At 70.6% G+C, this 26,567-nt stretch carries 25 protein-coding genes, 2 tRNA genes and 1 riboswitch; of the genes, 10 read left to right on the forward strand and 17 right to left on the reverse strand.

Features of this window, described 5'->3' with window-relative positions; translation table 11 throughout:
* Nucleotides 1-26: 26 nt before the first annotated feature.
* Nucleotides 27-989 carry a GNAT family N-acetyltransferase gene (locus AB0A63_RS16310; protein ID WP_360391160.1) on the forward strand — a complete coding sequence of 321 codons (963 nt, stop codon included), beginning with the start codon at nucleotides 27-29 and terminating at the stop codon, nucleotides 987-989.
* On the opposite strand, the gene AB0A63_RS16315 is transcribed toward AB0A63_RS16310, so the two are convergent.
* On the reverse strand, nucleotides 973-2,343 hold the full coding sequence (locus tag AB0A63_RS16315) for a PLP-dependent aminotransferase family protein (RefSeq protein WP_360391163.1): 1,371 nt from the start codon (nucleotides 2,341-2,343) through the stop codon (nucleotides 973-975). The genes AB0A63_RS16310 and AB0A63_RS16315 overlap by 17 nt on opposite strands.
* Nucleotides 2,344-2,411: 68 nt before the next feature.
* Here AB0A63_RS16315 and AB0A63_RS16320 point away from each other — a divergent pair, with 68 nt between their 5' ends.
* A complete protein-coding gene (locus tag AB0A63_RS16320) occupies nucleotides 2,412-3,056 on the forward strand; it encodes a pyridoxamine 5'-phosphate oxidase family protein (RefSeq protein WP_360391165.1) in 645 nt (214 codons plus the stop codon).
* On the opposite strand, the gene AB0A63_RS16325 is transcribed toward AB0A63_RS16320, so the two are convergent.
* The 4 genes from AB0A63_RS16325 to AB0A63_RS16340 all read right to left on the reverse strand — a co-directional run bounded on the left by AB0A63_RS16325 (nucleotide 3,037) and on the right by AB0A63_RS16340 (nucleotide 6,396).
* The gene (locus AB0A63_RS16325; RefSeq protein ID WP_360391168.1) at nucleotides 3,037-3,495 is read right to left on the reverse strand and encodes a cysteine dioxygenase family protein; all 459 of its coding nucleotides are present in this window, start codon (nucleotides 3,493-3,495) and stop codon (nucleotides 3,037-3,039) included. The two genes, AB0A63_RS16320 and AB0A63_RS16325, sit on opposite strands and share 20 nt — an antisense overlap.
* A 117-nt stretch (nucleotides 3,496-3,612) precedes the next feature.
* A complete protein-coding gene (locus AB0A63_RS16330) occupies nucleotides 3,613-4,680 on the reverse strand; it encodes a cystathionine gamma-lyase (RefSeq protein WP_360391170.1) in 1,068 nt (355 codons plus the stop codon).
* Nucleotides 4,677-5,687, reverse strand: a complete 1,011-nt coding sequence (locus tag AB0A63_RS16335) for an NAD(P)H-dependent glycerol-3-phosphate dehydrogenase (RefSeq protein ID WP_360391173.1) — start codon at nucleotides 5,685-5,687, stop codon at nucleotides 4,677-4,679. The genes AB0A63_RS16330 and AB0A63_RS16335 overlap by 4 nt, the downstream gene beginning before the upstream one ends.
* Before the next feature lies 1 nt (nucleotide 5,688).
* The gene (locus tag AB0A63_RS16340; protein ID WP_360391176.1) at nucleotides 5,689-6,396 is read right to left on the reverse strand and encodes a lysophospholipid acyltransferase family protein; all 708 of its coding nucleotides are present in this window, start codon (nucleotides 6,394-6,396) and stop codon (nucleotides 5,689-5,691) included.
* A 71-nt stretch (nucleotides 6,397-6,467) separates the two neighbouring features.
* Here AB0A63_RS16340 and cofC point away from each other — a divergent pair, with 71 nt between their 5' ends.
* The 6 genes from cofC to AB0A63_RS16370 all read left to right on the forward strand — a co-directional run bounded on the left by cofC (nucleotide 6,468) and on the right by AB0A63_RS16370 (nucleotide 13,306).
* Nucleotides 6,468-7,091, forward strand: a complete 624-nt coding sequence (gene cofC, locus AB0A63_RS16345) for a 2-phospho-L-lactate guanylyltransferase (protein ID WP_360391179.1) — start codon at nucleotides 6,468-6,470, stop codon at nucleotides 7,089-7,091.
* A gap of 46 nt (nucleotides 7,092-7,137) precedes the next feature.
* Complete coding sequence (locus AB0A63_RS16350) at nucleotides 7,138-8,133, forward strand: hypothetical protein (RefSeq protein ID WP_360391182.1); 996 nt, start codon at nucleotides 7,138-7,140, stop codon at nucleotides 8,131-8,133.
* A gap of 145 nt (nucleotides 8,134-8,278) precedes the next feature.
* Nucleotides 8,279-9,439 carry an acyltransferase gene (locus tag AB0A63_RS16355; protein WP_360391185.1) on the forward strand — a complete coding sequence of 387 codons (1,161 nt, stop codon included), beginning with the start codon at nucleotides 8,279-8,281 and terminating at the stop codon, nucleotides 9,437-9,439.
* 416 nt (nucleotides 9,440-9,855) lie between these two features.
* Nucleotides 9,856-10,035, forward strand: a complete 180-nt coding sequence (locus AB0A63_RS16360; protein WP_360391188.1) for a hypothetical protein — start codon at nucleotides 9,856-9,858, stop codon at nucleotides 10,033-10,035.
* Between the two features lie 59 nt (nucleotides 10,036-10,094).
* Nucleotides 10,095-12,389, forward strand: coding sequence for an RNA degradosome polyphosphate kinase (locus AB0A63_RS16365; RefSeq protein WP_360391191.1), 2,295 nt, complete (start codon nucleotides 10,095-10,097; stop codon nucleotides 12,387-12,389).
* On the forward strand, nucleotides 12,389-13,306 hold the full coding sequence (locus AB0A63_RS16370; protein ID WP_360391512.1) for an NUDIX hydrolase: 918 nt from the start codon (nucleotides 12,389-12,391) through the stop codon (nucleotides 13,304-13,306). Before AB0A63_RS16365 ends, AB0A63_RS16370 begins: the two co-directional genes overlap by 1 nt.
* Nucleotides 13,307-13,606: 300 nt before the next feature.
* Here AB0A63_RS16370 and AB0A63_RS16375 read toward each other — a convergent pair whose 3' ends face one another.
* From AB0A63_RS16375 to leuC, 3 genes are all read right to left on the reverse strand, one after another.
* Nucleotides 13,607-14,287, reverse strand: a complete 681-nt coding sequence (locus tag AB0A63_RS16375; protein ID WP_360391194.1) for an HU family DNA-binding protein — start codon at nucleotides 14,285-14,287, stop codon at nucleotides 13,607-13,609.
* A 184-nt stretch (nucleotides 14,288-14,471) separates the two neighbouring features.
* Nucleotides 14,472-15,074 carry a 3-isopropylmalate dehydratase small subunit gene (gene leuD / locus AB0A63_RS16380; RefSeq protein WP_360391197.1) on the reverse strand — a complete coding sequence of 201 codons (603 nt, stop codon included), beginning with the start codon at nucleotides 15,072-15,074 and terminating at the stop codon, nucleotides 14,472-14,474.
* A 2-nt stretch (nucleotides 15,075-15,076) separates the two neighbouring features.
* Nucleotides 15,077-16,483: a 3-isopropylmalate dehydratase large subunit gene (gene leuC / locus AB0A63_RS16385; protein ID WP_360391200.1), complete on the reverse strand. Its 1,407-nt coding sequence runs from the start codon at nucleotides 16,481-16,483 to the stop codon at nucleotides 15,077-15,079.
* 73 nt (nucleotides 16,484-16,556) lie between these two features.
* Between leuC and AB0A63_RS16390 the strand changes: the two genes are divergently transcribed.
* Nucleotides 16,557-17,258, forward strand: a complete 702-nt coding sequence (locus AB0A63_RS16390) for an IclR family transcriptional regulator (RefSeq protein ID WP_053736944.1) — start codon at nucleotides 16,557-16,559, stop codon at nucleotides 17,256-17,258.
* 295 nt (nucleotides 17,259-17,553) lie between these two features.
* On the opposite strand, the gene AB0A63_RS16395 is transcribed toward AB0A63_RS16390, so the two are convergent.
* The 3 genes from AB0A63_RS16395 to AB0A63_RS16405 form a co-directional block, all read right to left on the reverse strand.
* A tRNA-Glu gene (locus AB0A63_RS16395) sits at nucleotides 17,554-17,626 on the reverse strand.
* A gap of 132 nt (nucleotides 17,627-17,758) precedes the next feature.
* Nucleotides 17,759-17,830 (reverse strand) — tRNA-Gln (locus AB0A63_RS16400).
* Between the two features lie 148 nt (nucleotides 17,831-17,978).
* A complete protein-coding gene (locus tag AB0A63_RS16405) occupies nucleotides 17,979-18,716 on the reverse strand; it encodes an HAD family hydrolase (RefSeq protein ID WP_360391203.1) in 738 nt (245 codons plus the stop codon).
* A 391-nt stretch (nucleotides 18,717-19,107) separates the two neighbouring features.
* On the opposite strand from AB0A63_RS16405, the gene AB0A63_RS16410 reads away from it, so the two are divergent.
* Nucleotides 19,108-20,364, forward strand: a complete 1,257-nt coding sequence (locus tag AB0A63_RS16410) for an FAD-dependent oxidoreductase (protein ID WP_360391206.1) — start codon at nucleotides 19,108-19,110, stop codon at nucleotides 20,362-20,364.
* Here AB0A63_RS16410 and AB0A63_RS16415 read toward each other — a convergent pair.
* The 6 genes from AB0A63_RS16415 to AB0A63_RS16440 form a co-directional block, all read right to left on the reverse strand.
* On the reverse strand, nucleotides 20,354-21,013 hold the full coding sequence (locus tag AB0A63_RS16415; protein WP_360391209.1) for a response regulator transcription factor: 660 nt from the start codon (nucleotides 21,011-21,013) through the stop codon (nucleotides 20,354-20,356). The genes AB0A63_RS16410 and AB0A63_RS16415 overlap by 11 nt on opposite strands.
* A gap of 67 nt (nucleotides 21,014-21,080) precedes the next feature.
* Complete coding sequence (locus tag AB0A63_RS16420; protein WP_360391212.1) at nucleotides 21,081-21,839, reverse strand: fumarylacetoacetate hydrolase family protein; 759 nt, start codon at nucleotides 21,837-21,839, stop codon at nucleotides 21,081-21,083.
* A gap of 10 nt (nucleotides 21,840-21,849) precedes the next feature.
* Nucleotides 21,850-23,442, reverse strand: coding sequence for a citramalate synthase (gene cimA, locus AB0A63_RS16425; protein WP_360391215.1), 1,593 nt, complete (start codon nucleotides 23,440-23,442; stop codon nucleotides 21,850-21,852).
* A gap of 202 nt (nucleotides 23,443-23,644) precedes the next feature.
* Nucleotides 23,645-24,625, reverse strand: a complete 981-nt coding sequence (locus tag AB0A63_RS16430; protein ID WP_360391218.1) for an ABC transporter substrate-binding protein — start codon at nucleotides 24,623-24,625, stop codon at nucleotides 23,645-23,647.
* On the reverse strand, nucleotides 24,622-25,362 hold the full coding sequence (locus AB0A63_RS16435) for an ABC transporter ATP-binding protein (protein ID WP_360391221.1): 741 nt from the start codon (nucleotides 25,360-25,362) through the stop codon (nucleotides 24,622-24,624). The genes AB0A63_RS16430 and AB0A63_RS16435 overlap by 4 nt, the downstream gene beginning before the upstream one ends.
* Entirely contained in the window at nucleotides 25,362-26,384 is a 1,023-nt protein-coding gene (locus tag AB0A63_RS16440; protein WP_360391224.1) for an iron ABC transporter permease, read from the reverse strand. Before AB0A63_RS16440 ends, AB0A63_RS16435 begins: the two co-directional genes overlap by 1 nt.
* Before the next feature lie 34 nt (nucleotides 26,385-26,418).
* Nucleotides 26,419-26,562, reverse strand: a riboswitch (cobalamin riboswitch).
* Between the last annotated feature and the right edge of the window lie 5 nt (nucleotides 26,563-26,567).

Raw genomic sequence — 26,567 nt, forward strand, 5'->3', positions numbered from 1 at the left:
CGTTGGTGGCCGTCAGCGTGGCGTCCGTGCTGGAGATCAGACCGCTCGACCTCGACGATCTGGACGGTTGCGTCGCACTGCGGATCGCGGCCCAGACCGTGGACGACCCCGCTGGGCCGGTGCCGGACGGGGAGCGGATCGCGCGCGGGCTGCGGAACCCGCGCGTGGAGCACGGCGAGGTCGTCCACCGCATCGCCGTCCGGGACGGGGTGGTGGTGGCCGCGGCGTCGGTGGCGTTGCCGCCGGACGAGAACGCCAAGATCGCCGCCGGTGGGATCGAGGTGCACCCCCGTCACCGCGGGCAGGGCGTCGGCACCGAGGTGCTGGAGGCGTTGCTGGCCGAGCTGTGCGCCAGGGACAGGGAGACGTTCGAGAACCTGTGGGTGCCCAGGGGCAGCGCGGGCGAGAAGTGGGCGGTCGCACGCGGGTTCACGGTGGGTGCGCACCGGCTGTGGCAGGAGCTGAGGATCGCGGACGTCGACCCCGCGCTGTGGGACGTGCCGGTGCCGGACGGGTACCGCGTGCAGCAGTGGACCAACGCGACGCCGGAGCACCTGCTGGCGTCGGTCGCCACGACCAGGCAGTCGATCGCGGACGCCCCGGCGGAGGGCATCGTGCTCGTCGCTCCCGCCTGGACGCCCGAGCAGGTGCGCGCCAAGGAGGCGCTGTCGAGGGCGGCGGGTGTCGAGCAGCGCATCGTCGTCGCCGTGCACGGTGACGAGGTCGTCGCGCTGACCGAGATGTCGCTCTACCCGTCGAACCTGACCTCGGTGTACCAGGAGGACACGGTGGTGGTGCCCGCCCACCGCGGCCGCGGGCTCGGCCGGGTGGTCAAGGCGCACATGCTGCGGTGGCTGCTCGCCGACCGGCCGGGACTGGAGCTCGTCGAGACGCAGACCAACGCGGACAACGTCCACATGATCCGGGTGAACCACCGGCTCGGGTTCGTCGACGCCCGGGAGGTCGTGACGGTCAGCCGGCCCTGCTGAGCAGTTCGGTCAGCACCGGCAGGGCGCTGATCAGCTGTTCCCGCGAGCAGGCGCTGTACCCGATGGCCAGCCCGTGCCACCGGGCGCGGTTCACGAAGTGGCGGGCCAGGCCGTCCACGCGCAGGCCGCGTTCCAGTGCCCGCTTCATCACCTCGCGCTCGGCGTCCGCGTTCGGCAGCAGGACCACGACGTGCGCGCCCGCGTCGTCGCCGAGGACCGCGATCCCCGCGCCGGCGAAGGTGTCGACGATCAGGGCGCGGCGTTCGGCGAGCTCGCGGCGGAGCTTGCGGAGGTGGCGGCCGAGGTCGCCGGTGCGGGCGAGCTCGACCACCACGCGCTGGCCCGCGGCGGCGGGGCTGGTGCCGGTGAGGTCGCGGTGTTCGAGGACCGCGGTGGCGATGTGCTCGGGGGCGACCATCCAGCCGGCGCCCAGGGTCGGGGTGAGGATCTTGCTGGTGGTGCCGAGGTGGACGACGACGTCCGGGGCCAGCGCCGCGAGTGACGGGAGCGGCGCCACGTCGTAGCGGAGCTCGCCGTCGTAGTCGTCTTCGATGACCAGCCATCCGTCCCGGCGCGCGCGCTCGACCAGTGCCACGCGGCGGCCGGCGGACATGCGGCCGCCGAGCGGGTACTGGTGGGCGGGCGAGCAGTAGACGGCGCGGACGCCCGCGGGCACGGCGCCGGGCAGCAGGCCCTCGGCGTCGACCGCGGCCGGGACGACCTTCAGGCCCGCCGCGCGGAACACGCCGACCGCGCGCTGGTAGCCGGGTTCCTCCACGGCCACGGCGTCGCCCCGGTGCAGCACCGCCACCGCGATCTCGGTGAGCACGGCCGTGGTGCCGCCGGTGGCGAGCACGGGTTCGGCGTTCACGGCCAGGCCGCGGTGGCGCAGCAGGTGCTCGGCGATGGCCTCGCGGTACTCGGGCAGGCCCGCGCGTTCCGGGCGGGACAGCGGGGGTGCGTCCGCGGCGGCCCGCCAGGCGCGGCGCCAGGCCGCGCGGTCGAGGCCACCGGCCCAGGGGGCACCGGTGCCGAGGTCGACGAAGTCGGTGATGGCGGGCACGACGGCCTTGCGCGAACGTTTGCGCATGGGGCCGGGCGGCGTCGTCGTCACGTAGGTGCCGGAACCGTGCCGGCCGGCGATCCAGCCCTCGGCGTGCAGCTGGTCGTAGGCGGCGGCGGTCACCGTGCGGGACACTCCGAGGCGTTCGGCGAGCGCGCGCGTGGACGGCAACCGGTCGCCCGCGCGCAACCGGCCTTCGGACGCCGCGGCGCGCAGGGCGTCGGCCAGCTGCACGGCGAGCGGTTCCGGCGACTCGCGGTCGAGGGCGACGGGCAGTGCGGTCTCCACCAAAGTGGCCTTCTCAGATCGATTGAAAATGGCGCTTCAATGATGCCACTTGGACCGTCAGAGTGGTGCACATGACCACTGACGTGCAGCTCTCCCCCACCCCGCGCAGCACCGTCGTCCGCGGCAAGAAGAGAGCGGTCGAAGACCGCCGGGTGCTCTACGACATCCTCGACGCCGGACTGGTGTGCCACCTCGCCGTGGAGGTCGACGGCGCCCCGTTCCTCATCCCCACCGCGTACGGGCGGGACGGCAACCGGATCTTCCTGCACGGCTCGACGGGCTCACGGTCCATCAGGAGCATGCTGGAGGGCAAGCCGGTGTGCGTGTCGGTCACGCTCGTCGACGGTGTCGTCTACTCGCGCTCGGTGTTCCACCACTCGATGAACTACCGGTCGGCGATCATCCACGGCACCGCGCGCGTCGCCGAGGACCCCGAGCACGCGCTCAAGGTCATCGTCGAGCACGTCACCCCGGGCAGCTGGGACTACGCGCGCCGGCCCAACCGGAAGGAGCTGGCCGCGACGGTCGCGCTGGAGCTCGACCTGACCGAGGCCAGCGTGAAGGTGCGCGACGGCGGACCCGGCGAGGACCCGGAGGACCTGGAGGCGAACCTGGTGTGGGGCGGGCACATGCCGCTCGTCACGACGTGGGGCGCGCCGGTGCCGCACGAGACGGACAAGCCCGTCCCGCCGCACGTCAGCGCACGGGGCCGTTGACCGGGTCGTAGCGGTACGGGGTCATGGCGCGCGAACCGTGCCGGTACACGTGGACCGACACGGCCGGGTCGACGCCGTCGTTGCGCACGTGGTGCACGTAGCCGGGGCCCCACACGCGCGACTGACCGGTGTGCAGCGTGTGCACGACCTGGATCTTCGTCGTCACGACCTCGGTGAGCACGCCGCTGACCACGGTGAACGCACCGGTGGTCACGGCGTGGTCGTGCAGGGAGGCCGTCTGACCGGGGAGCCAGCTCATGAGCCAGATCTCCTGGTCGGCGGTCTTCTCCACCAGCGTCGAGAAGCGCTCCTCCGGGTCGTAGCGCAGCAGGTGGGCCCACCGGGAGCGGTCGGCGGCGACCGCCAGCGCCACCCGGACGGGGTGCAGCAGCGCGGAGCTCTCGGGGAGCACGACGGTGTTCTCGGGAACGGCGAACATGGGAAGAACTGTCCTAACCATGGCGAATGCGCGAAAAGAGGACGCGGGACTATCGCCAGGTACAACACAGAACGCGGGAGGACATGTGGGAGAGGGTCCCGGAGCCGGGACCCCCCGTCAATCCAGTCCCAGCGCGTGGGACACGTCCGCGACCAGGTCCCGCGTGTCCTCACAGCCGGCCGAGAAACGCACGAGACCTGGGGAAACGGGGTCGCCGAACTGGGCGCGCCGGTCGGCCGTGGAGTGCAGGCCGCCGAACGACGTCGCCGCCGACACCACCCGAAGGCGTGACAGGAACTCGTCCACCGCCTCCGCCGACTCCAGCTCGAACGTGAGCACGCCGTTGAACCGCCGCATCTGCCGCGCCGCCACCGGGTGCGCGGGGTCCTCCGGCGCACCCGGCCACCGCAGTCCCCTCACACGGCCCTTCAGCAGTTCGTGGAGCGCCGCCGCGTTCTCCGCCTGCCGCGCGAGCCGCAGGTCGAGCGTCGCCAGGCCGCGCAGCGCGAGCCACGTCTCGAACGGTCCGGGGATGGCACCGTTCGACGTCCGCGCGGTCCGCACCCTCTCGGCCAGCTCGGCGGAGGCGAGCGTCACGTGTCCGAAGAGGACGTCGCTGTGCCCGGACACCGCCTTGGAGTCCGACGCCACCACGACGTCCGCGCCCAGCTCCAGCGGCCGCTGCCCCAGCGGGGTCGCCGTCGTGTTGTCCACGGCCAGCAGCGCGCCCGCCGCGTGCGCCGCGGCGGCCAGCTCCGCGATGTCGCACACGTCGAGACCGGGGTTCGACGGCGTCTCCAGCAGCACGAGCGTGACGCCCTCGAACGACGGGTACGGCCCGGCCGTGGGCACCTCGACGACGTTGACGTCCATTTCGGACACCACGCGCCTGGTGAGGAAGTAGCCGTCCGACGGCACCGCCAGCGTGTCCCCCGCGGACAGCACCGTGCGCAGCAACGTCATGATCGCGGCCATGCCGGACGGGAAGATGACGCACTCCCCGCCCTCCAGCGACCCGAGCGCGTTCTCCAGCGCCCGCCAGGTCGGGTTGCTGACGCGACCGTAGAAGTCGTCGCCACCGAGGTGGTACGCCGACGCGAACACCGGCTGCGCGCCGAACGGTTCGCCGGGGGAACCCTGCACCGCGTGCACGACGCGCGTGCCGTCACCGAAGGTCTCGTTCACTGGCGCTCGTGCTTCCTGTCTCGTCCCAGCAGTGCGGCACCGAGGTCACGCGCGCTCAGCCCGTCGTGGCACACCATGTGCACGCCTTCGGTGATCGGCATGTCGACGCCGTTGGCGCGGGCCAGCTCGCGGATCGACGAGCACGACTTCACGCCCTCGGCGACCTGGCCGTGCGCGGCCTCCTGGGCCTGCTCCAGCGTCTCGCCCTTGCCCAGCCGCTCGCCGAAGGTCCGGTTGCGCGACAACGGCGACGCGCAGGTCGCCACCAGGTCGCCCAGCCCGGCCAGCCCGGCGAAGGTCAGCGGGTCCGCGCCCAGCGCCGCACCGAGCCGCGCGGTCTCGGCGAGCCCGCGGGTGATGATCGACGCCATCGTGTTGTCGCCGTAGCCCAGGCCCGCCGCCATGCCGCACGCCAGCGCGATGACGTTCTTGCACGCCCCGCCGAGCTCGCAGCCGATCACGTCGGTGTTGGTGTACGGGCGGAAGTACGAGTTCGAGCACGCGTGCTGCAGGTCGACCGCGCGGTCGTGGTCGGTGCACGCGATGACGGTCGCGGTCGGCTGCCCGACGGCGATCTCCTTGGCGAGGTTCGGTCCGGACACGACGGCGACCTGCGCGGGGTCGGCACCGGCGACCTCGCTGATCACCTCGCTCATCCGCTTGAGCGTGCCCAGCTCCACGCCCTTGGACAGCGACACGAGCGTCGCGTCCGGCGGCAGCAGCTCCTTCCACGCCGACAGGTTCACCCGCAGCGTCTGCGACGGCGTGGCCAGCACCACCGCGTCGGCACCGTCGAGCGCCTTGGCCGGGTCCGCGGTCGCCGCCAGGTTCGCGGGCAGCGAGATGCCCGGCAGGTACCCGGAGTTCACGCGGGTCTCGGTGATCTCGTCGGCCACCTGCTGCCGGCGCGCCCACAGCACGACCTCGGGACCGGAGTCGGCGACGACCTTCGCGAAGGTCGTGCCCCACGAACCGGCGCCGAGCACCGCGACACGTTCGATTGCCATGTCAGGCCTTCCTCGGTCCGTAGAAGCCCGCCGGCGCCTGCTCCTGGCGGATCTCGGCGAGGCGGTCCTTGACGCTGCCCATCAGCAGGTCGGTGACCTCCCGCAGCAACGGCAGCGTCTCCTCCTTGCCGCGGTAGGCGGACAGGTCGACCGGCTCGCCGACGAGGTGGGTGATCGTCTTGCGCGGGAACGGCCGGAACTTGCGCTGGTAGTGGTTGTAGAGGTCGAGGGTGCCCCAGCGGGCGACCGGGATGACCGGGCCGTCGTGCTGCAGCGCCAGCCGCGCCACGCCGGTGCGCGAGTTCGCGGGCCAGCCGTCGGGGTCCCTTGTGATCGTGCCCTCCGGGTAGATCACCACCACCTGGCCGTTCTCCAGCGCCTCGTGCGCCGCCCGCAGGCTCTGCTGGGCGTCGGAGGTGCCGCGGTAGACCGGGATCTGCTTCGCGCCCTTGAGGATCGAGCCCATGACCGGCACGTTCCACAGGCTGTGCTTGGCGAGGAAGTGCGGCACCCGGTAGCTGCGGTGCACGAACACGGCGTCGTAGCACGGGTCGAGGTGCGAGATGTGGTTCATCACGAGCAGGGCCGCACCTTGGCGCGGGATGCGGTCCTTGTGCAGGATCCGGTGCCTGCCCAGCACGAACGACATCGGGTAGACGATCGCCGCGGCGACACCGACCCAGAAGCCGCCCTTCTCCCGTTTGGCCACGTGGCCTCTCCTCACCTGCGTAGATCTGCGCCCATGCGCACATTAGTCGCCAGATCGTGGACTATGACGAGGTGCGGGATGAAGTCGACCTCGTGGTTCCGGTCAAGACGCTGGACAGGGCCAAGACCAGGCTGAGCAGTGCCACCGGCGGCGATCCGGTGTCGCACGCGGCGCTGGCGCTGGCGCTCGCCCTCGACACCGTGAGCGCCGCTCTGGCCACCCCCGGTGTCCGGCGCGTGGTCACCGTCACATCCGACCCGGCGGTGGCCGCGGAGATGGCCGCGCTCGGCGTCGCGGCGCTGCCGGAGCCGCCCGAGCCCGGTCTCAACGAGGCGCTGCTGCACGGCGCCCGGTCGCTGCGGTCGCACCGGATCGGGGCGCTGCAGGCCGACCTGCCCGCGTTGCGGTCCGGCGAGCTGCAGGCGGCGCTGGTCGCCGCCGACGGCAGGCGCGCGTTCGTCCCCGACCGCCAGGGCACCGGCACGACGCTGCTGCTCGCCGCACCCGGTGGTGAGCTCGACCCGCACTTCGGCGCCGGCTCCGCCGGGCTGCACGAGCGGTCCGGCGCGGTCGCGCTGGCCGGACCGTGGCCGTCGCTGCGCTGCGACGTGGACACGGAGGAGGACCTGCGGCTGGCGCGGACCCTCGGGCTGGGCCGGCACACCGCGAACGCCTTGCCCGCCTGGACAACCTGAGCGGCTCACACGCGTCCTCGGAGGTGATCCACGACCTTGGGGACCAATGCGAACTCTGATCGGACTGGCGGTGCTCACCGCCGTCGCCGGCTGCGCCACGGCACTGCACCTGGACCGGCCGGACGGGTACACCGCACCGAGCAAGCTGCTGTCGTGCCGCGCGGAGCTGCCCGCGGACTGGAAGGACCAGCTGTCCCGCAACGGGACCGAGGTGGGTTCGCACGAACATGTGAGCGTCGTCGCCGCCGACGGCACCGCGGGCACGACGCTGGTGAAGACCAAGCGCAACCGCACCACCGAGCTCGTGCTGCGCGACCGGAGCAAGCGCCAGCAGGTCATGGCGGCGCAGGACGACGCGCAGATCTCGGACGTCGAGTTCGACGGCCGCTGGGTCACGTTCGCGACCGCGCCCGGCCAGGAGAGCCGCGACCTCACGATCTACGCCTGGGACTCCCAGAGGGACGGCGCACCCGTCGAGCTCGCGGGCCGCAGCGCTCCCGTGCTGCACAACGGCAAGGCCGCGTGGTCGGACGCCGGTGAGGTCCACCTGCACGACCTCGCGAAGAAGAAGGACACCGTCGTCGGCAAGGGCAAGTCGCCGGCGTTCTTCGGCGACATGCTCGTCTGGACGCAGGACGGGAGGTTCCGCGCGGTGCGGACCGACCGCGGCGAGGCGGTGGTCCCGGAGCCGCTGGCGACGGCGGCACCCCGCGGTGACGTGGCCTCGGACGGCCGGACCCTCGCGTGGGCGCAGGAGGACGAGCTGTTCGCCTGGCGGGCGGACTGGCCGCGGCCGCGCAGGATCGCCGAGATCGAGGCGGTGCCGAAGACGGAGGGCATCGTGCTCCCGCGCGTCAGCGGCGACTTCGTGTCGTGGCGCTCGGAGTCCTCGTACGTCACGGACGTCCGCAGCGGCACCACCGTGCACACGACCGAGGACGACTACTGGCTGGAGGTCCACGGCGGCGCGCTCACCCGGCGCGGCCGCGACGTGGCGGCCGCCGCTCCCCTGTCGGCGCTGTCCGCACTGCCCGCCTGCTGACACCGTGACGAACGCCACGAATCAGTTACTCCGAGCAACGCAACGGGAACCCTCAGCACCTTTACATCCGTATCCCCCGAAGTAACCCCCCTGGCGACGTGCCCCCGACGTCGTGTTCCCCGACGCGTTCCCGAGGTGTTCTGAGTTGTCTTCGTTGACGCACGCCGACTACCTGGCGTTGCGCCGCTTTCCCGCGCTCGACGGCCTGCGCGCCATCGCCGCCGTGCTCGTCGTGTTCTTCCACTACGGCGGCCCCGACTGGTTGCAGGGCTGGGCCGGTGTCCAGATGTTCTTCGTCCTCAGCGGTTTCCTCATCACCACGCTGATGCTGCGCGAGGAACGCAGGACCGGCCGGATCTCGCTCAAGGAGTTCTACCTGCGCCGGGCCTTCCGGATCATGCCGGTGTACCTGGTGGTGCTGGCGGTCGCCGCGGTCAGCTCGGCGCTCTACGGCACGTTCACGAGCAACGGGATCGGCCCGTCGCTCAAGTACTTCCTCACGTTCACCAACGAGTTCGCCGACAACAGCCCGTACGGCCAGTCGTGGTCTCTGGGCATCGAGCAGAAGTTCTACCTGGTCTGGCCGTTGGTGGCGATCGCGCTGGGCACCGTCGTGCTGCGCCGCCGCGCCGGTGCCGCGCTGCTGGGCATGCTGCTCGCGCTCGTCGCGGTCAACTTCACGGTGGGCCACGGCAACCCCGGCTGGCCGCTGCACTACTTCTCGATCCTCACCGGCGTGCTGCTGGCCGTCGCGCTGCACAGCCCGCTCGGCTTCGCGGTGCTGCGGCCGCTGACGAACCGCGCGGCGCAGCTCGTCGTCCCGATCGGATTCGCCGGCGTGCACCTGGCCGTGAAGCCGATGGCCGCGTTCCTCGACGGGCTGGCGGGCATCCCCGGTCACGTCCTGGTCATCCCCGTCTACGCGGTGGCGACCGCGGTCCTGCTCGCCGCGCTGGTCTCGCCGGGACCGGTCACGACCCTGCTGTCCACCCGGCCCATGCAGTTCGTGGGTGAGCGGTCGTACTCGCTCTACCTCGTGCAGACGGTCGCGGCGACGGTCATCTGGTTCTTCTGGCCCGAGCTGTCCGGCACCGGGCAGGCCGTGGCGGTCACCGCGCTGGGGCTGGCGCTGGCGAGCGTCCTGTACCGCGCGGTCGAGATCCCGATGATCAACCTCGGCCGCCGGGTGATCGCCCGCCGGCGCGTCCAGGAGGCGGACGTGCCTCAGCAGGGCGCTCCGCAGGCCCCCGCTCCGCAGTCGCCGGAGTCGGCGCGGTTCGCGACCATCGGGCAGGCCCAGCCGTAGAACGGGTTCGGGGCGAGCGGCACGGGTTCCCGGTCGCTCTCCCCGGCCGATCCGGCTCGTGACCCGCAGGGCGGCGAACCCGGCGGGTGCTCGCGGGCCGGTCTTGGCGTCCGACCTGCCCAACCCCGCCGTCCACAGGAACGAGCACCCGTTGATGCACGCGGACGTGCCGGTGGGCAGCACCCCGAGTCCGGCCGGGTCCACAGCAGACACGATGTTGTGCCTTCGACGCCCCAAGTTCCCCCCTGGCTCTGCCGGCATCTGCAAGTACCACCAACTCAACATCAACAGGCGTTCCGGCTGGTCCGGTTCGGTGACGTCGGACGTCGCGAGGCCGGTCTCCACGCCGGCCCGGCGGCGCACCGGTTCGGCCGGTCGGGTCCGGACGTCTATCGTTCTGCTCCGTGCAGGCGACGGTGTCCACGTTTGACGGTGATGGTTCCGCGGTGGTGCTGCGGGACGACGGCGTTCTGCTCGACGTGAGCGCGGAAGCGGTCGCGGCGGGTGGCTGGCGGATGCTGCGCCCTGGTCAGCGGGTGACCCTCGAACGCGATGCCGGCGGCGTCGTGACGGCCGTCCGGCCGCCTGTTCTGTGACGAGGAGTTCACCGGTCGGACGTTCTCGGCGGGGGCGCTCACGCCGATAGTGCGGAACAATGCGGGGCGTGAGCACGGAGAACACTGACGGCAAGCCGACACCTCCCCGGCGTCGAGCCACGCGGAGCAAGGCGGCGGAGACCCCGCCCGAGGCGACCACGCGCAAGCAGCCGCGCGCGGCCACGAGGCGGGCGTCCAACCCACCGCGGCGCAAGACCCAGCCCGCGCAGCCGGTGGCGACGCCGGTGCGGGGTGTTCCCTCCGCACCGCCCGCCGTGACGTCGAGCGCGCTGCCGACCGACCTGCCCGACGACCGCTACCTCAACCGGGAACTGTCCTGGTTGGACTTCAACTCGCGGGTGCTCGCGCTGGCGGAGGACTCCTCGCAGCCGCTGCTGGAGCGGGCGAAGTTCCTCGCCATCTTCGCCTCGAACCTCGACGAGTTCTACATGGTCAGGGTCGCCGGGCTGAAGCGGCGGGCGGAGACCGGTCTCACGGTGCGCAGCGCGGACGGGCTCACGCCGCTCGAGCAGCTGGTGGCCATCTCCAAGCGCTCGCAGGAACTGGTGGAGCAGCACGCCCGCGCGTTCCTCGACCACATCAGGCCCGGTCTGGAGGAGCACCGGATCAGCATCGTGACGTGGGGCGACCTCACGGACTACGACCGGCTGCGGCTCTCGAACTACTTCAGCGAACAGGTCTTCCCGGTGCTCACGCCGCTGGCCGTCGACCCCGCTCACCCGTTCCCGTACATCTCCGGGCTGTCGCTGAACCTCGCCGTGACCGTGCGCGACCCGCAGGGCGGCGGCGAGCGCTTCGCCCGCGTGAAGGTGCCGGACAACGTGCCGCGCCTGGTGCGGGTCGAGTCGGACCGGTCCTCGTCGTCGGCGACGTTCCTGCCGCTGGAGGAGCTGATCGCCGCGCACCTGGGCGAGCTGTTCGCCGGCATGCAGGTCATCGAGTGCCACGCCTTCCGGGTGACCCGCAACGCGGACCTGGAGGTCGAGGAGGACCGCGACGAGGACCTGTTGCAGGCGCTGGAACGCGAGCTCGCGCGGCGCCGCTTCGGCCCGCCGGTGCGCCTCGAGGTGGCCGACGACATGACCGAGCACATGCTCGAACTGCTGCTGCGGGAGATGGAGGTCGACCCGCACGACGTCGTGACCGTGCCGGGGCTGCTCGACCTGTCGTGCCTGTGGCAGCTCTACGGCATCGACCGCAAGACGTTGAAGGACCCGGCGTTCGTGCCGGCGACGCACCCGGCGTTCGGTGAGCGGGAGACGCCGAAGAGCGTGTTCGCGACGCTGCGCGAGGGCGACGTCCTCGTGCACCACCCGTACGACTCGTTCTCCACGTCCGTGCAGCGCTTCATCGAGCAGGCGGCGGCCGACCCGTACGTGCTCGCCATCAAGCAGACGCTGTACCGCACCTCCGGCGACTCGCCCATCGTGGACGCGCTGATCGACGCGGCCGAGGCGGGCAAGCAGGTCGTGGCGCTGGTGGAGATCAAGGCGCGCTTCGACGAGCAGGCGAACATCAAGTGGGCCCGCACGCTGGAGAAGGCGGGCGTGCACGTGGTGTACGGCCTGGTGGGCCTGAAGACGCACTGCAAGACCTCGCTGGTGGTGCGCCAGGAGGGCTCGACGATCCGCCGCTACTGCCACATCGGCACCGGCAACTACAACCCGAAGACGGCGCGGCTGTACGAGGACGTCGGCATCCTCACCGCGGAGCCGACGATCGGCGCGGACCTCACGGACCTGTTCAACGTGCTGACCGGGTACGCGCGCCAGGACGAGTACCGCTCGCTGCTGGTCGCGCCCTACGGCGTGCGCAAGGGCATCGTGGAGCGCATCAACCTGGAGATCGAGCACGCGCAGGCGGGCCGTCCGTCCGGTGTGCGCATCAAGGTGAACTCGCTCGTGGACGAGCAGGTCATCGACGCCCTGTACCGCGCGTCGCAGGCCGGTGTGCCGGTCGACGTGGTGGTGCGCGGGATCTGCGGCCTCAAACCCGGCATCAAGGGGTTGTCCGAGAACATCAACGTGCGGTCGATCCTCGGCCGGTTCCTGGAGCACTCGCGCATCTTCCAGTTCGTCGGCTGCGACGAGTTCTGGATCGGCAGCGCGGACATGATGCACCGGAATCTCGACCGGCGCGTCGAGGTCGCCGTTCGCGTGACCGATCCGCGGCTCACGAACCAGCTTTCGAACATCTTCGTCTCGGCATTGGACCCGCACACCCGCTGCTGGGTGCTGCGCGCCGACGGAGAATGGGAACCATCGCCCTCGGACGGCACGTCCGTGCGCGACCACCAAATGGAACTGCTGCACGAGCACGGAGCCCTTGGGTGATCAGAGCTGCCGGTGCGGTGCTCTGGCGCGACGCCGACGGGGACGTCGAGGTCGCGCTGGTCCACCGCACGCGTTATGACGACTGGTCGTTGCCCAAGGGGAAGCTCGACGACGGGGAGACCATCCCGCAGTGCGCCGTGCGGGAGATCGCCGAGGAGACCGGGTACGCGTGCGTGCTCGGCCGGCACCTGAAGCAGGTCTCCTACGACGTCAAGGGCGTGCCGAAGACGGTCGACTACTACGCGGCCGAGGCCGTGTCGGGGTCCTTCGCGGTCAACGACGAGGTCGACGAGCTGCGCTGGCTGCCGGTCGCCGAGGCCACCGCGCTGCTGACCTACGAACCGGACCGGCTGGTGCTGGCCGAGTTCGCGCGGCTGCCCGCGGACCTGCTGCTGGTGCTGCTGGTGCGGCACGCGAAGGCCGGCAAGCGGTCCGAGTGGGAGGGCGACGACGACCTCAGGCCGCTCTCCGACGCCGGGTGGCGGCAGGCCAAGGCGTTGCGAGCGCTGCTGCCCCTGTGGGCGCCCACGCGCGTGCACACGGCCCCTCGGGTGCGCTGTGCGGACACCGTGCGGGGTGTGGCCGCGGACCTGGACGTGGAGGTGGTCGAGGAGCCGCGGCTGTCCGAGGAGGGCTACTGGCCCGACCCGGAGGCGGGGCTGGTGCGGCTGCTGGAGGTCGCGGCTGACGAAGGCAGGGCCGTGGTGTCGTCGCAGGGCGGGGTGATCCCGTCCCTGGTGCAGACGCTGGCCGAGCTCGGGGGTCTGCGGCTGCCGGAGGTCCCGTGCAAGAAGGGCAGCACCTGGGTGCTCGCCTTCACCCGCCCGTTCGGCTCCTGGTCCACTTCGGACGCGCCTTCGCGCTGGCCAACGCTGGTGTCGGCGCATTACCTGGCCTCGCCGCTGCCCCGTCCCTGAGACCGTTCCGGCCGCGCTCGCACCGCCGCCGTCTTCTCGCCCGACGAAAGTTCGCCTCCGGCAACTGAGTGGGCCGGGAAGGCGGCGGTTTCGCTTGTGCGGGGGTGCGTTCGGAAGGGCCGAGCGTTATTTGTATTGGCGGAATGGAGATTGGCGGCGCCATCCGCGCCGCGAGCTCACGCCTGCGAACTCAGCGCCGGTTCCGGCCCGCACCGGCGAACACGAAGGCCCCGGTGTGCGCACACCGGGGCCTTTCGCATGATGCTGAAGTGACGCAGCCTCCTCTCCGGGAGGCCCGTCTCACTTCTTCTTGGCAGCCGTCTTGCGAGCAGCCGGCTTGGCCGCGGCCGTCGTCTTGGCAGCGGGCTTCGCCGCGGCCGTCGTCTTGGCGGCGGGGGCCTTCTTGGCCGGGGTGGCCTTGGCAGCCGTCGTCTTCGCAGCCGTCGTCTTCGTGGCGGCGGCGGCCTTGGTGGCGGGCGCCTTCGCGGGCGCCTTGGCAGCCGTGGTCTTCGCCGCGGCGGCCGTGGTGGTGGTGCGACGGGTCGCGGGCGCCTTGGTGGCGGCCGCGGCCGTGCGCGTGCGCGTCGTGGTCGCGCGGGTCGTCGCGGCCTTGGTCGCCGGAGCCTTGGTGGCCGCGGGCTTCGCGGTGGCAGCGGCGGCGGCGGGCTTCGCGGCGGCCTTGGCCGCAACGGCCTTCGGCAGCTTCTTCGCACCGCTGATGACGTCCTTGAACGTCGAGCCGGGCCGGAACGCGGGCACGTTGGTCTTCTTGACCTTCACGGTCTCGCCGGTGCGCGGGTTGCGCGCAGTGCGAGCCGCGCGGGCACGCTTCTCGAAGACGCCGAAGCCCGTGATGTTGACCTTCTCGCCCTTGTTGACGCTTCGCACGATCACATCGACGAGACCGTCAACAGCAGCACCGGCAGTCTTCTTGTCTCCGAGGCGCTCGGCGAGCGCCTCGATGAGCTGGGCCTTGTTCACCTTCAGTCCCTCCCAGGACGCTCACGGCCCTAGCTCGGGCCGACTAGAACGCAACGGTAGGCCCAAATCGCGGGAAATACCAATCGCCACGCCAAAATTTTCGTTGTGGCGTGGCTAATTGCGCCCCTTCGAGGGACTCCGGGCGCCGGATTCGCCCCTCTCAAGGGGAGAATCCGGCCCCCTCTCAGACCGCCGGAAGCGGATCCGTTGTGGGCAACCAAGTCTGGCGATTGCCCTCGAAATCGCTGATCTCGGCCTCGTGGCGCAGTGTCAAAGCGATGTCGTCGAGGCCTTCCAGAAGCCGCCAGCGGGTGTAGTCGTCGATCTCGAAGGGCGCCACCAAGTCCTTGGCGCGGACGGTCTTGTCGGTGAGGTCGACGGTGACCGGGGTGCCGGGTTCCGACTCGAGCAGCTTCCACAGCAGCTCGACATCGGACTGGGAGCACTGGGCGGCGACGAGGCCCTGCTTGCCCGCGTTGCCCCGGAAGATGTCGGCGAACCGGGACGAGACGACCACCCGGAAGCCGTAGTCCATCAACGCCCAGACGGCGTGCTCGCGGGAGGAGCCGGTGCCGAAGTCGGGGCCGGCCACGAGCACGCTGCCGGCCCGGAACGGCTCCTGGTTGAGGATGAAGTGCTCGTCACCGCGCCAGGCGGCGAAGAGGCCGTCCTCGAACCCGCTGCGGGTCACGCGCTTGAGGTAGACGGCCGGGATGATCTGGTCGGTGTCCACGTTGGACCTGCGCAGCGGCACACCGACGCCGGTGTGGGTGGTGAAGGCGTCCATGGTCAGTTCTCCAGGTCTGCGGGGGCCGACAGGGTGCCGCGCACGGCCGTCGCGGCCGCCACGAGCGGGGACACGAGGTGCGTGCGGCCGCCCTTGCCCTGCCTGCCCTCGAAGTTGCGGTTGGAGGTCGAGGCGCTGCGCTCGCCGGGGGCGAGCTGATCCGGGTTCATGCCAAGGCACATCGAGCAGCCGGCCTGCCGCCACTCGGCGCCCGCGTCCAGGAACACCTTGTCCAGGCCCTCGTCCTCGGCCTGCCTGCGCACCCGCATCGAACCGGGCACGACGAGCATCCGCACCCCGGAGGCGACGCGCTTGCCCTTGATGACGTCCGCAGCGGCCCGCAGGTCCTCGATGCGCCCGTTCGTGCACGAGCCGAGGAAGACGGTGTCCACCCGGATGTCGCGCAGCGGCATGCCGGGCTCCAGGCCCATGTACGACAGCGCCTTCTCCGCGGCCACGCGCTCGTTCTCGTCGGCGATGGCCTCCGGGTCGGGAACGCTCGCGCCGAGCGGCAGGCCCTGACCGGGGTTGGTCCCCCACGTGACGAACGGCGTGAGCTCGTCGGCGTCGATCGTCACCTCGGCGTCGAAGGTGGCGTCGTCGTCGGTGCGCAGCGTCCGCCAGTACTCGACGGCCTTGTCCCAGTCCGCGCCGGACGGTGCGTGCGGGCGGCCCTCCAGGTAGTCGAAGGTCGTGTCGTCCGGCGCGATCATGCCGGCGCGGGCGCCCGCCTCGATCGACATGTTGCAGACCGTCATGCGCGCTTCCATCGACAGGTCCTCGATGGCGGCGCCGCGGTACTCCAGGACGTAGCCCTGCCCGCCACCGGTACCGATCTTCGCGATGACGGCGAGGATGACGTCCTTCGCCGTGACGCCCGGCTTGAGCGCTCCCTCGACGTTGATCGCCATCGTCTTGAACGGACGAAGGGGCAACGTCTGCGTCGCCATCACGTGCTCGACCTCGGACGTGCCGATGCCGAACGCCAGCGCGCCGAACGCGCCGTGCGTGGACGTGTGGCTGTCACCGCACACGACCGTCATGCCGGGCTGCGTGAGGCCGAGCTGCGGGCCGACCACGTGCACGATGCCCTGCTCCAGGTCGCCCATCGGGTGCAGCCGCACGCCGAACTCCGCGCAGTTGCGGCGAAGCGTCTCGACCTGCAGGCGCGACACGGGGTCCGCGATCGGCTTGTCGATGTCGACGGTCGGGACGTTGTGGTCCTCGGTGGCGATCGTGAGGTCGGGCCTGCGCAGCTTCCTGTCGGCGAGGCGCAGCCCGTCGAACGCCTGGGGGCTGGTTACTTCGTGCAGCAGGTGGAGGTCGATGTAGAGCAGGTCCGGCTCCGCGCCACTGCCGTGGCGCACAACGTGTGCCTCCCACACCTTCTCCGCGAGCGTGCGGCTCATCGCGACATCTCCCACAGTCTGGACGTGCCGACAGATCTGGACTTCTCACTGTCTGGGAAGTTAGTATCGGCTTGTGGGACAGCATAGCGGGATCGGCGTGCTGGACAAGGCAGTGGCCGTGTTGAACGCCGTGGCAAAAGATCCGTGCGGCCTGGCTGAGTTGTGCAATCGCACCGGCCTTCCGCGAGCAACAGCGCACCGCTTGGCCGTGGGCCTGGAGGTGCACCGCCTGCTGCGCCGGGGCTCTGACGGCCGTTGGCGTCCGGGTGCGGCGCTGGCGGAGTTGGCGGGTGGTGCGACGGACCCGCTCCTGGACGCGGCGTCCTCGGTGTTGCCGCGGCTGCGTGACATCACCGGTGAGAGCGTGCAGCTGTACCGCCGTGACGGCATGCAGCGCGTCTGCGTCTCGTCGGCGGAGCCGCCGTCGGGTCTCCGCGACACCGTGCCGATCGGTGCCCGCCTGCCGATGACGGCGGGTTCGGGCGCGAAGGTCCTGGCGGCCTGGTCGGATCCCGGTACCCAGCGCGCGGTCCTCGCGGACGCCGTCTACGGCGAACGCACGCTCTTGGAGGTCCGCCGCCGCGGCTGGGCGCAAAGCGTCGCAGAACGCGAACCAGGCGTCGCCTCAGTCTCCGCTCCAGTCAGAGACTCCTCCGGCGCCGTAGTGGCCGCAGTCTCCGTCTCAGGCCCCATCGACCGCATGGGCCGCCGCCCCGGCGCCCGCTGGGCAGCAGACCTCCTGGCCGCCGCAGAAGCTCTCCAAAGCCGCCTGTAACCCTCCACACACAAAGCCCCCGTCGCTCCAGCGCCGGGGGCTTTGTCGCACCAAACTAATAAGCCCCCGCCACCGCTCCCATTAGTCGGGGGCGAGCGAAGCGACGCCCAGTCTGCCTTCGTTGTTTGTCACCCAAGGGGCGAGCGAAGCGAAGCCCGCACATTCCTCGACGGGAACCCCAACGGGGGGTCCGGGGGCGAAGCCCGCCGGCTGGGGGTCTGGGGGCTCGGCCCCCAGAGGACAAAGCGAAAGAGGCCTGTCAGCGCTTTCCGCTGACAGGCCTCTCCCACCTCTGTAGCCCCGAAGGGATTCGAACCCTCGCTACCGCCTTGAGAGGGCGGCGTCCTAGGCCGCTAGACGACGGGGCCCTAGAACTTCTTGCCTGGAGGAACCTTATCAGATCGCTCTGCCGGTTCCAAATCCGGGCTATTCAGTTCGTTTTCTTGCTTTGCCGAGATTCTCGATCGGGAGCTTACCACTCTCGATTTTCTTCTCAGCAGCTGGGGTACCAGGACTCGAACCTAGACTAACTGAACCAGAATCAGTCGTGCTGCCAATTACACCATACCCCATTGGCTCTCACGATCGTCTTCGGTTCTCGCTGAGTTCCGAAGGCCCTCGTTGCTGCCGGGAGAAATACTAGACCACGTCCCCGCCAGAAGTGAAATCGGCCCCCACCTAACGGCAAAAGCCCAGGTGGGAGCCGGTCTCGGGGAGCGCTCAGGCGGTGGCGGCGGAGAGCTCGCAGACGAGCAGCTCCGGCAGTTCCGCCAGCGTCGTGATGGACGACAGGCCCGTGGGCAGGGTGCCGCCGGTGGGGCCGGTGCGGTTGATCCAGACGCCGTGCATCCCGGCGTCCCTGGCGCCGATGGCGTCGGCGTGCAGCCGGTCGCCGACGTGCACGGTGTCGCCGGGCGGGACGCCCAGTGCGAGGCACGCGGTGTGGAAGATCACGCGGTCGGGCTTGGCGCAGCCGACTTCGCCGGCGATGAGCACGGCGTCGAAGTACGGCGAAAGGCCGAGCTGGGCGATCTTCACGCGCTGGTGGCGTCCGGAGGCGTTGCTGATCGCGGCGATCGGCAGGCCGGTGGCCCGCAGCCAGTCGAGCATGGGGATGACGTCCGGGAACAGGCACCAGCCCGCCGAGAGGACCGCCTGGCGTCCGAGCTCGCGGCGGGTGGCCTCCTCGATCGACAGCTCCTCGCCGAGGGCGGAGAAGAAGGCCTGGGTGCGGATGTTGCGCATCTGCTCGTACTGGAGCTCGCCGGCGAGCTGGCGGGAGACGTGGTCGTCGGTGATCCGCTGCCACAACGACCAGGCGTCGGCGTTACCGACCATCGAGGCCAACGCGGCGCGCGAAGAGGTGCTGTAGTCGACAAGTGTGTCGTCGACGTCCAGGCACACAGCGCGGATCTCGCCGGTTCTCTTACGCGTGAAAGTCGGGGACGCAGTTGTCACCCAGGAAGGTTAGGTGCGTGGGCCCCTCGTCCGATTCGGCTAACGAGGTGATTCCCGTGGGTCCTTGCTCGATCCAGCCGACCTTGAGGCCCCGAACGAACCAGTGAGACTCGTCCGGCCGCCGAATGCAATCGCCCGGACGAGTGTTGTTCGACTACCCCTGGCACCACTCGGAAGGCGGTTGTTCCAGCGGCGCGACACCTTAGCTCCAGTCGCACTGGATCGCACCAGCCGCAACGGTTTCGGGGCCTGGGGTACCAGACAGTCCACAGAGGACTGTCGAGCTGCGGCGCGACCGCGCGACACCCGCCACAGCACGACCGGCTTGACGGCCATGGCGATCAGGAGCATGCTGAATTTATTCAACGAGGGTTGAAAAAAGGGGATCGACATGGAGAGGACCACCTGCCTCGTCGTCGGAGGCGGACCCGCGGGAATGGTGCTGGGGTTGCTGCTGGCGCGCGGGGGCGTCGAGGTGACGGTGCTGGAGAAGCACGCCGACTTCCTGCGGGACTTCCGCGGTGACACCGTGCACGCGTCGACGCTGACGCTGCTCGACGAGCTGGGCCTGGGGCCTGCCTTCGAGCAGGTGCCGCACCAGCTGGTCGACGAGGTCGAGGTGCTGCTGGACGGCGGCCGCAAGGCCACGATCGCCGACCTGAACCGGCTTCCCGGTGCCCACCGGCACATCGCGATGGTGCCGCAGTGGGACTTCCTCGACCTGCTCGCGGACGCGGGCCGGCTGGAGCCGCGGTTCCACCTGCGGATGAGCACCGAGGTCACCGGGATCACCAGGAGCGGCGGCCGGGTCACCGGCGTCACCTACCGGGACCGGGCCGGCGGGCACGAGGGCGAGATCGCCGCGGACCTGGTCGTCGCGGCGGACGGGCGCGGCTCGATCCTGCGCGACGCCGTGGAGCTGCCGGTGTACCGCTTCGGCGCGCCGATGGACGTGTGGTGGTTCCGGCTGCCGCGCACCGAGGACGACCCGGTCCGCGGCGGTGCCGGCCGGTTCAGCGCGGGCAGCGGCATGGTGCTGATCCCGCGCGGTGAGTACTTCCAGTGCGCGTTCCTGATCCGCAAGGGCACCGATGAGCAGGTGCGCGCGGAGGGCGTGGAGAAGTTCCGCGACCGCCTCGTCACGCTCGTGCCGTGGCTCTCCGACCGGGTGGGGCACCTGACCACCCTCGACGACGTCAAGCTGCTCGACGTGAAACTGGACCGGTTGCGGCGCTGGCACGTCGACGGCCTGCTGTGCATCGGTGACGCCGCGCACGCGATGTCGCCGGTCGGTGGCGTCGGCATCAACCTCGCCGTCCAGGACGCGGTCGCGGCGGCCGCGCTGCTCGCGAAGCCGTTGCGGCAGGGCGGGGTCACGGGTGCCGTGCTCGCGAAGGTGCGGAGCCGCAGGCTCTTCCCCACCGTGGTCGTCCAGACGATGCAGCGGGCCGTCCACCGGCTGTTCCTCGGGCGCAAGCTCAACAGCACCGAGACGGTGTCGAGCACCGGCACGCCGTTCATGCTCCGGGTGGCGCGGCGGTTCCCGTTCCTGCAGGCCGTGCCGGCCTACCTGGTGGCCATCGGCCCACGTCCGGAGCACGCGCCGGACTTCGCGCGCAGGGCACCGCAGACCATCGTCAGGTCGTGACGAACGCCTCGGAGCTCTCCCCGAGCACCATCGCCACGGCGTGGGCCCGGTCGCGGGCGCCGAGCTTGCGCAGGATCGCCTTCACGTGCGTCTTCACGGTGTCGTTGCTGATGAAGAGCCGCTGGGCGATGCGGGCGTTGTCCATGCCCTTCGCCATCTCGGCCAGCACGTCGAACTCCCGCGCCGACAGCCGGCCGAGCGAGGCGGGCGGCGGCATCCGCGCGGGCAACCGGGCGAAGGACCCCACCCGTGCGTCGATCGTGGCGGGCGCGCCCCGCACCGCGGCCGCGATCAGCGGCAGCAGCTCGGCCACGGGTGAGGTCTTCAGCAGGTAGGCGACCGCGCCGGCGTCCAGCGCGGCGCGGGCCCAGCTCGGACTGTCCGCATTGGACAGCACGACGACGCGGGCGTCCGGCCGGTACTGCGCCGTGTCCCGCACGGTGCGCAGCGGTCCGGCGCCCGGCACGTCGAAGTCCGTGACTACCAGGTCCACCGGCACGCCGCGCAGGCAGCGCGCGGCATCGGCCACGGTGTGGGCGATGCCCACAACGCGGAAGGAGTGCGTGCGGTGCAGCGAGATCCGCAGCCCCTCGGTGAGGAGCTGTGAACCGTCGACGAGCAGCACGCGGGTGGACGCGGGGTCCGTCATGACACCGGGAAGTTACTAGCGGGTACCCCGGTGCGTAACCTGCCGAACGCCGGATTGCTCCGTACGGCTACCTATTTGCCACCGGATTGGTGAGCGTGCCAAGGCCGTCCACAGTCACGGAGACCGTCTGTCCGGCCCTCAGCGGTCCCACGCCGGCGGGCGTGCCGGTGAGGATCACGTCGCCGGGCAGCAGCGTCATGACCGCAGAGACGTACTCGATGAGCGACGGGATGTCGTGCACCATCGAGGAAGTACGTCCGTCTTGCTTGACCTCCCCGTCGACCTCGGTGACGACGCGGACGTCCGACGGGTCGAACTCGGTCTCGATGAACGGACCCATCGGGCAAAAGGTGTCAAAGCCCTTGGCACGGGTGAACTGCACGTCCTTCTTCTGCAGGTCGCGCGCCGTGACGTCGTTGGCGATGGTGTAGCCCATCACCACGCCCATGGCCTTGGCCCTGGACACGTCCCGGCACGGCTGGCCGATGATGACGGCCAGCTCGCCTTCGAAGTCCACTCGTTCGGACGCGGCCGGAAGCTTGATCTCCACGTTCGGCCCGACCACCGAGGTGTTGGGCTTGAAGAAGATCAACGGCTCCGCGGGGACCTCGTTGCCGAGCTCCGCCGCGTGGTCCGCGTAGTTCCGGCCGACCCCGATGATCTTGGTGGGCAGGATGGGCGCGAGCAGCCTGACGTCGGCCAAGGGCCACTTGCGTCCGGTGAAAGTCGGTTCGCCGAAGGGGTGTTCGGCGATCTCTGCGGCTTCCTCGCCGTGAACGGCGACGAAAGCTACGCCTTGCGGGTGAGCGATCCTGGCAATACGCACGTACTACACCTTAGATGTGTGAGCCGGAACGCATCGACTTGTGCACCAACGCGTCGCACAGTGCAAGCCAGGAGGCCTCGACGATGTTCCCGTGCACCCCCACGGTCGTCCACTCGCGCTCGCCGTCCGTCGACTCCACCAGCACGCGCGTCACCGCGTCCGTGCCGGGGTGTTCGGTGAGGATGCGCACCTTGTAGTCGGCCAGCTCGACGGCGTCCAACCAGGACAGGTGCGGCAGCAACGCCTTGCGCAGGGCCGCGTCCAGTGCGTGCACGGGTCCGTTGCCCTCGGCGGTCGCGATGACCCGCTCCCCCGCCACGTGCACCTTGACCGTGGCCTCGGACACGATCTCGCCGTCCGAGCGGTGGTCGAGCACGACCCGGTAGGACTCCAGGGTGAACGGCGGGGTGTCCAGTTCGGACAGCTCGCCGCGCAGCAGCAGCTCCAGGGAGGCGTCGGCGGCCTCGAACGACCAGCCCTTCGCCTCCAGGTCCTTCACGCGCTTCAGCGCGGTCCCGACCTCGGTCCCCCGGCCGGCCAGGTCGAGCCCGAACTCACGTCCCTTGAGTTCGAGGCTCGCCCGACCGGCCATCTCGGTGACCAGCACCCGCATGTCGTTGCCGACGGTGTCCGGATCGATGTGGTTGTACAGCTCCGGGTCCACCTTGATCGCGCTCGCGTGCAGACCCGCCTTGTGGGCGAATGCTGACGACCCGACGTAGGCCTGGTGGGTGTCGGGTGCGATGTTCGCGATCTCGGCCAACGCATGGGAGACACGGGTGAGCTCGGCCAGCGCCCCGGTCGGGAGCACCTCCAGGCCGAGCTTGGTCACGAGGTTTCCCACGACGGCGAACAGGTCCGCGTTGCCTGCTCGCTCGCCATAACCGTTGGCGGTGCACTGGACGTGCGTCGCGCCTGCCTGGACGGCGGCGAGGGTGTTCGCCACGGCGCAGGACGTGTCGTCCTGGCAGTGGATCCCCACCCGGAAGCCGGTCTTCGCGATGACGTCGGCGACCGTCTCGGCGAGGCCGAGCGGCAGCTGGCCGCCGTTCGTGTCGCACAGCACGACGACGTCGGCGCCACCCTCCACAGCGGACTCCAGCACGCGCAGCGCGGTGTCCGGGGAGAAGGCGTAGCCGTCGAAGAAGTGCTCGGCGTCGAGGAAGACGCGCCGGCCGTTGTCCTTGAGGAACCGGACGGTGTCGCGCACCATCCGCAGGTTCTCCTCGGCGTCGGTGCGCAGCGCGCGCTCGATGTGCCGCAGGTCCGACTTCGCCACGAGCGTGACGACCGGTGCCTGGGAGTCGAGCAACGCCTTGACCTGCGGGTCTTCCTCCACACGCACACCGGCCCTGCGGGTCGCGCCGAACGCGACCAGCTCGGCGTGCTTGAGCTCCAGGTCCCCCGCCGCCGCGCGGGCGAAGAACTCCGTGTCCTTGGGCAGAGCGCCGGGCCAGCCGCCCTCGATGAACCCGACGCCGAGCCCGTCCAGCAGCCGCGCGACCGCGAGCTTGTCCGTGACGGAGTACGAAATGCCCTCGCGTTGTGCGCCGTCGCGCAACGTCGTGTCGTAGACGTGGAACTCGTCGGCGGGGCCGGCCATCGCGGGTCATCTCCTGTCCAGGACAAACAAAAAGACCCCCCGCGGATGCGAGAGGTCTGCGCGTCGGGTGCCAGGGGCGGCGACTACCCGACGCGCTCGTCGATAATGATGGCGGTGTGCTGAGCCATGACCGGGATGGTGCCACAGCTCAGCACGACGTACCAAGTGACGGGAGGAAATCTCCCACTATCTGGTCACGGGTTCACGCCCGGGACAGGTACCGCGCGAAGGCCTCGATGGAGGCCGGGTTGCGCGGCGACTCGACCAGTGCGGCGTACGGCAGCGCGTAGAACCGCTTGTTCCGCACGGCCGGCGAGTTCTGCAGCGGTGCGTAGCCCTCCAGGAACCGCTGCTTCTCCTGCGGGGTGTTCGCCTCGCCGTCGGCGTAGTCCACGATGAGCACGACGTCGGGGTCGCGCTGCACGACGGCCTCCCAGTTGACCGTGGTCCAGCTGTCGTTGAGGTCGCCGAAGACGTTGTCGCCGCCGGCCTTGGAGATGACGTCCTGCGGGGCCGCGTTCCTGCCGGAGGTGAACGGCTGGTCCTGGCCGCTGTCGTAGAGGAACACCTTGGGCCGCGGCTTGCCGGCCATCAGCCTGCCGGCGTTCTCGATCTGCTGCTGGTAGCCCTTGACCAGCTCCTCGGCCCTGGCCTCGACCCGGAAGATCTTCCCGAGGTTGCGCAGGTCCGTGTAGAGCGCGTCGAGGGCGGGCATGATGCCGCGCTGCTTGCCCACGCCGTTGCGGCACGCCTCGGTGAGCTGGTAGGTGGCGATCCCGAGCTGCCGCAACGCGTCCGGGGTGAAGCCGGTGCTCTCGCTGAAGCCGTAGTTCCAGCCGGCGAACACGAGGTCGGCGTTCGCGCCCTGCACGACCTCCTTGGAGATCTTGTCGGACAGGTGCTTGCCGCTGTCGAAGTCGGCCTTCCACGGCGAGGTCCGCACGTCGACGGTGTCGATGCCGTTGACGACGTAGCCGGCCATGTGGTCCCTGAGGCCCAGCGCGAACATCAGCTCGGTGATGCCGGTGTCGTTGGTGACCACTTTGGACGGAATCTTGTCGTAGGTCACCTGCTGCCCGCAGTTGGTGACGGTGACGGGTTCGGTCGCGGAGGTGTCCTGCGCGACCGTGGCGCCGCACCCGGAGACGAGCAGCAGGGCGGCGGTGACGAGTGCGGTTCTCACGGGGTGACCTCCTGGTCGAACAGGAGCTGGGGGACTCCTGTCGTGGGGTGGGCGACCACGTGTGCGGTGACGTGGAAGACCTTGGCGACGAGCTCGGGCACGAGGACCTCCGCCGGGGTGCCGGAGGCGACCACCCGGCCCTCGTCGAGGACGTAGAGGCGGTCGCAGTACGACGCGGCGAGGTTGAGGTCGTGCAGCACGGTCAGGACGGTGACGCCGAGTCCCCGCGCGAGCGCGAGGACGTCGAGCTGGTGGCGGATGTCGAGGTGGTTGGTCGGCTCGTCGAGCACGAGCACGCGGGGTTGCTGGGCGATGGCGCGGGCGATCAGCACCCGCTGGCGCTCCCCGCCGGAAAGGCTGAGGAAGCTGCGGGCGGCGAGGTGCCCGACGTCCACTGTGGCCAGAGCATCGGCGACGACAGCGGCGTCGCGCACGGGGTCGCGGTCGTGCGGCAGCCGGCCCATCTCCACGACCTCGGTGACGGTGAAGTCGAACTCGACCTGCGACTCCTGGGTCAGCGCGGAGAGGTCGCGGGCGAGGCCCTGTCGCCTGTGGACGTTCTCGCCGTCGAGCAGGACCGCGCCGGCGTCCGGTCGCAGCGCCCGGTAGACGCAGCGCAACGTCGTCGACTTGCCGCTGCCGTTCGGCCCGACGATGCCGACCACCTCGTCGCAGGCGTGCAGCGTGATGCCGGAGATGATGTTCCGCACGGTGACGTCGTGCACCTCGACGCGCATCAGCGGCCTCCGAAGACGTACGCCCTGCGGCGCATCAGGAAGATGAAGCACGGCACGCCCAGCGCGGCCGTGATGACGCCGAGCGGCAGCTCCTCGGGTGCGGCGAGCATCCGCGCGGCGACGTCCACCCACACCAGGAAGCTCGCACCCGCCAGCGGTGCCAGGGCCAGCACCTTGCGGTGGTCGGCGCCCACGACCATGCGCGTGAGGTGCGGCAGCATCAGCCCGACGAACCCGACGGCCCCGCTGACCGCCACCAGCACCCCGGTCATGGCCGCGGTGACGACGAAGAGGTGCGTGCGGAACCGGTTCACCCTCACCCCGAGCGTGGTCGCGGTCTCGTCGCCCATCGCCAGCGCGTTCAACGGCCGCGCCTTGGCCATCAGGTAGGCGATGCCCAGCGCGGTCACGACCGTGGCGACCGGCAACGACCTCCAGTCCGCCCCGCCGAGGCTGCCGAGCAGCCAGAACATCGCCGCCCGCGCCGCCTCCCCGTGCGGTGCCTGGAACACCAGCAGCATCGCCACGGCCGAGAACCCGTAGGCGAGCGCGGTGCCGGTCAGCACGAGCCGCAACGGCGTGAGCGCCCCGCTCGACCGCGCGGTGAGGTAGACGAGCGCGGTGGCACCGAGCCCGGTGAGGAACGCCCCCGTCGACAGCGCGTACACGCCGAGCCCGGACAGCACCCCCATCGTCGCGACCGCCGTGGCACCCACGCTCGCCCCCGAGGAGATGCCGAGCACGTACGGGTCGGCCAGCGCGTTGCGGACCATCGCCTGGATCGCGACGCCGACCGCGCTCAGCCCCGCGCCCACGACGGCGGCGAGCAGCACGCGCGGCAGCCGGATGTTCCAGACGATGTGGTACTGCCCGGCGAGGTGGGCGGGCACGGTGCCGCCGGTGACCGCCTGCCACAGCAGGTCGGCGGTGACGCCGAAGGGGACGGAGACGGGGCCGAGCGCGACGCCCGCCACGATGCTGACGACGAGCACGCCGACGAGCGCGCTGATCTTCCCGATCACATGTGCCCTTCCCGCAGTCCACGGCAGGAGTTGGAGTCCTATGTCTGCCGTGTGCGGGCATTCGGGCTCGTCCCCTGGCCGGGGACCTACCGTTGCGGGTCAGCGCCGGACTTCGACCGGTCTTCCCCCACGCACGACTTCAGGTGACCCTACCTGCGCAAACAGGAAGTTCGAAAATTTCTC

It is taken from the genome of Lentzea sp. NPDC042327, assembly GCF_040647275.1.
Taxonomy (GTDB): Bacteria; Actinomycetota; Actinomycetes; order Mycobacteriales; family Pseudonocardiaceae; genus Lentzea.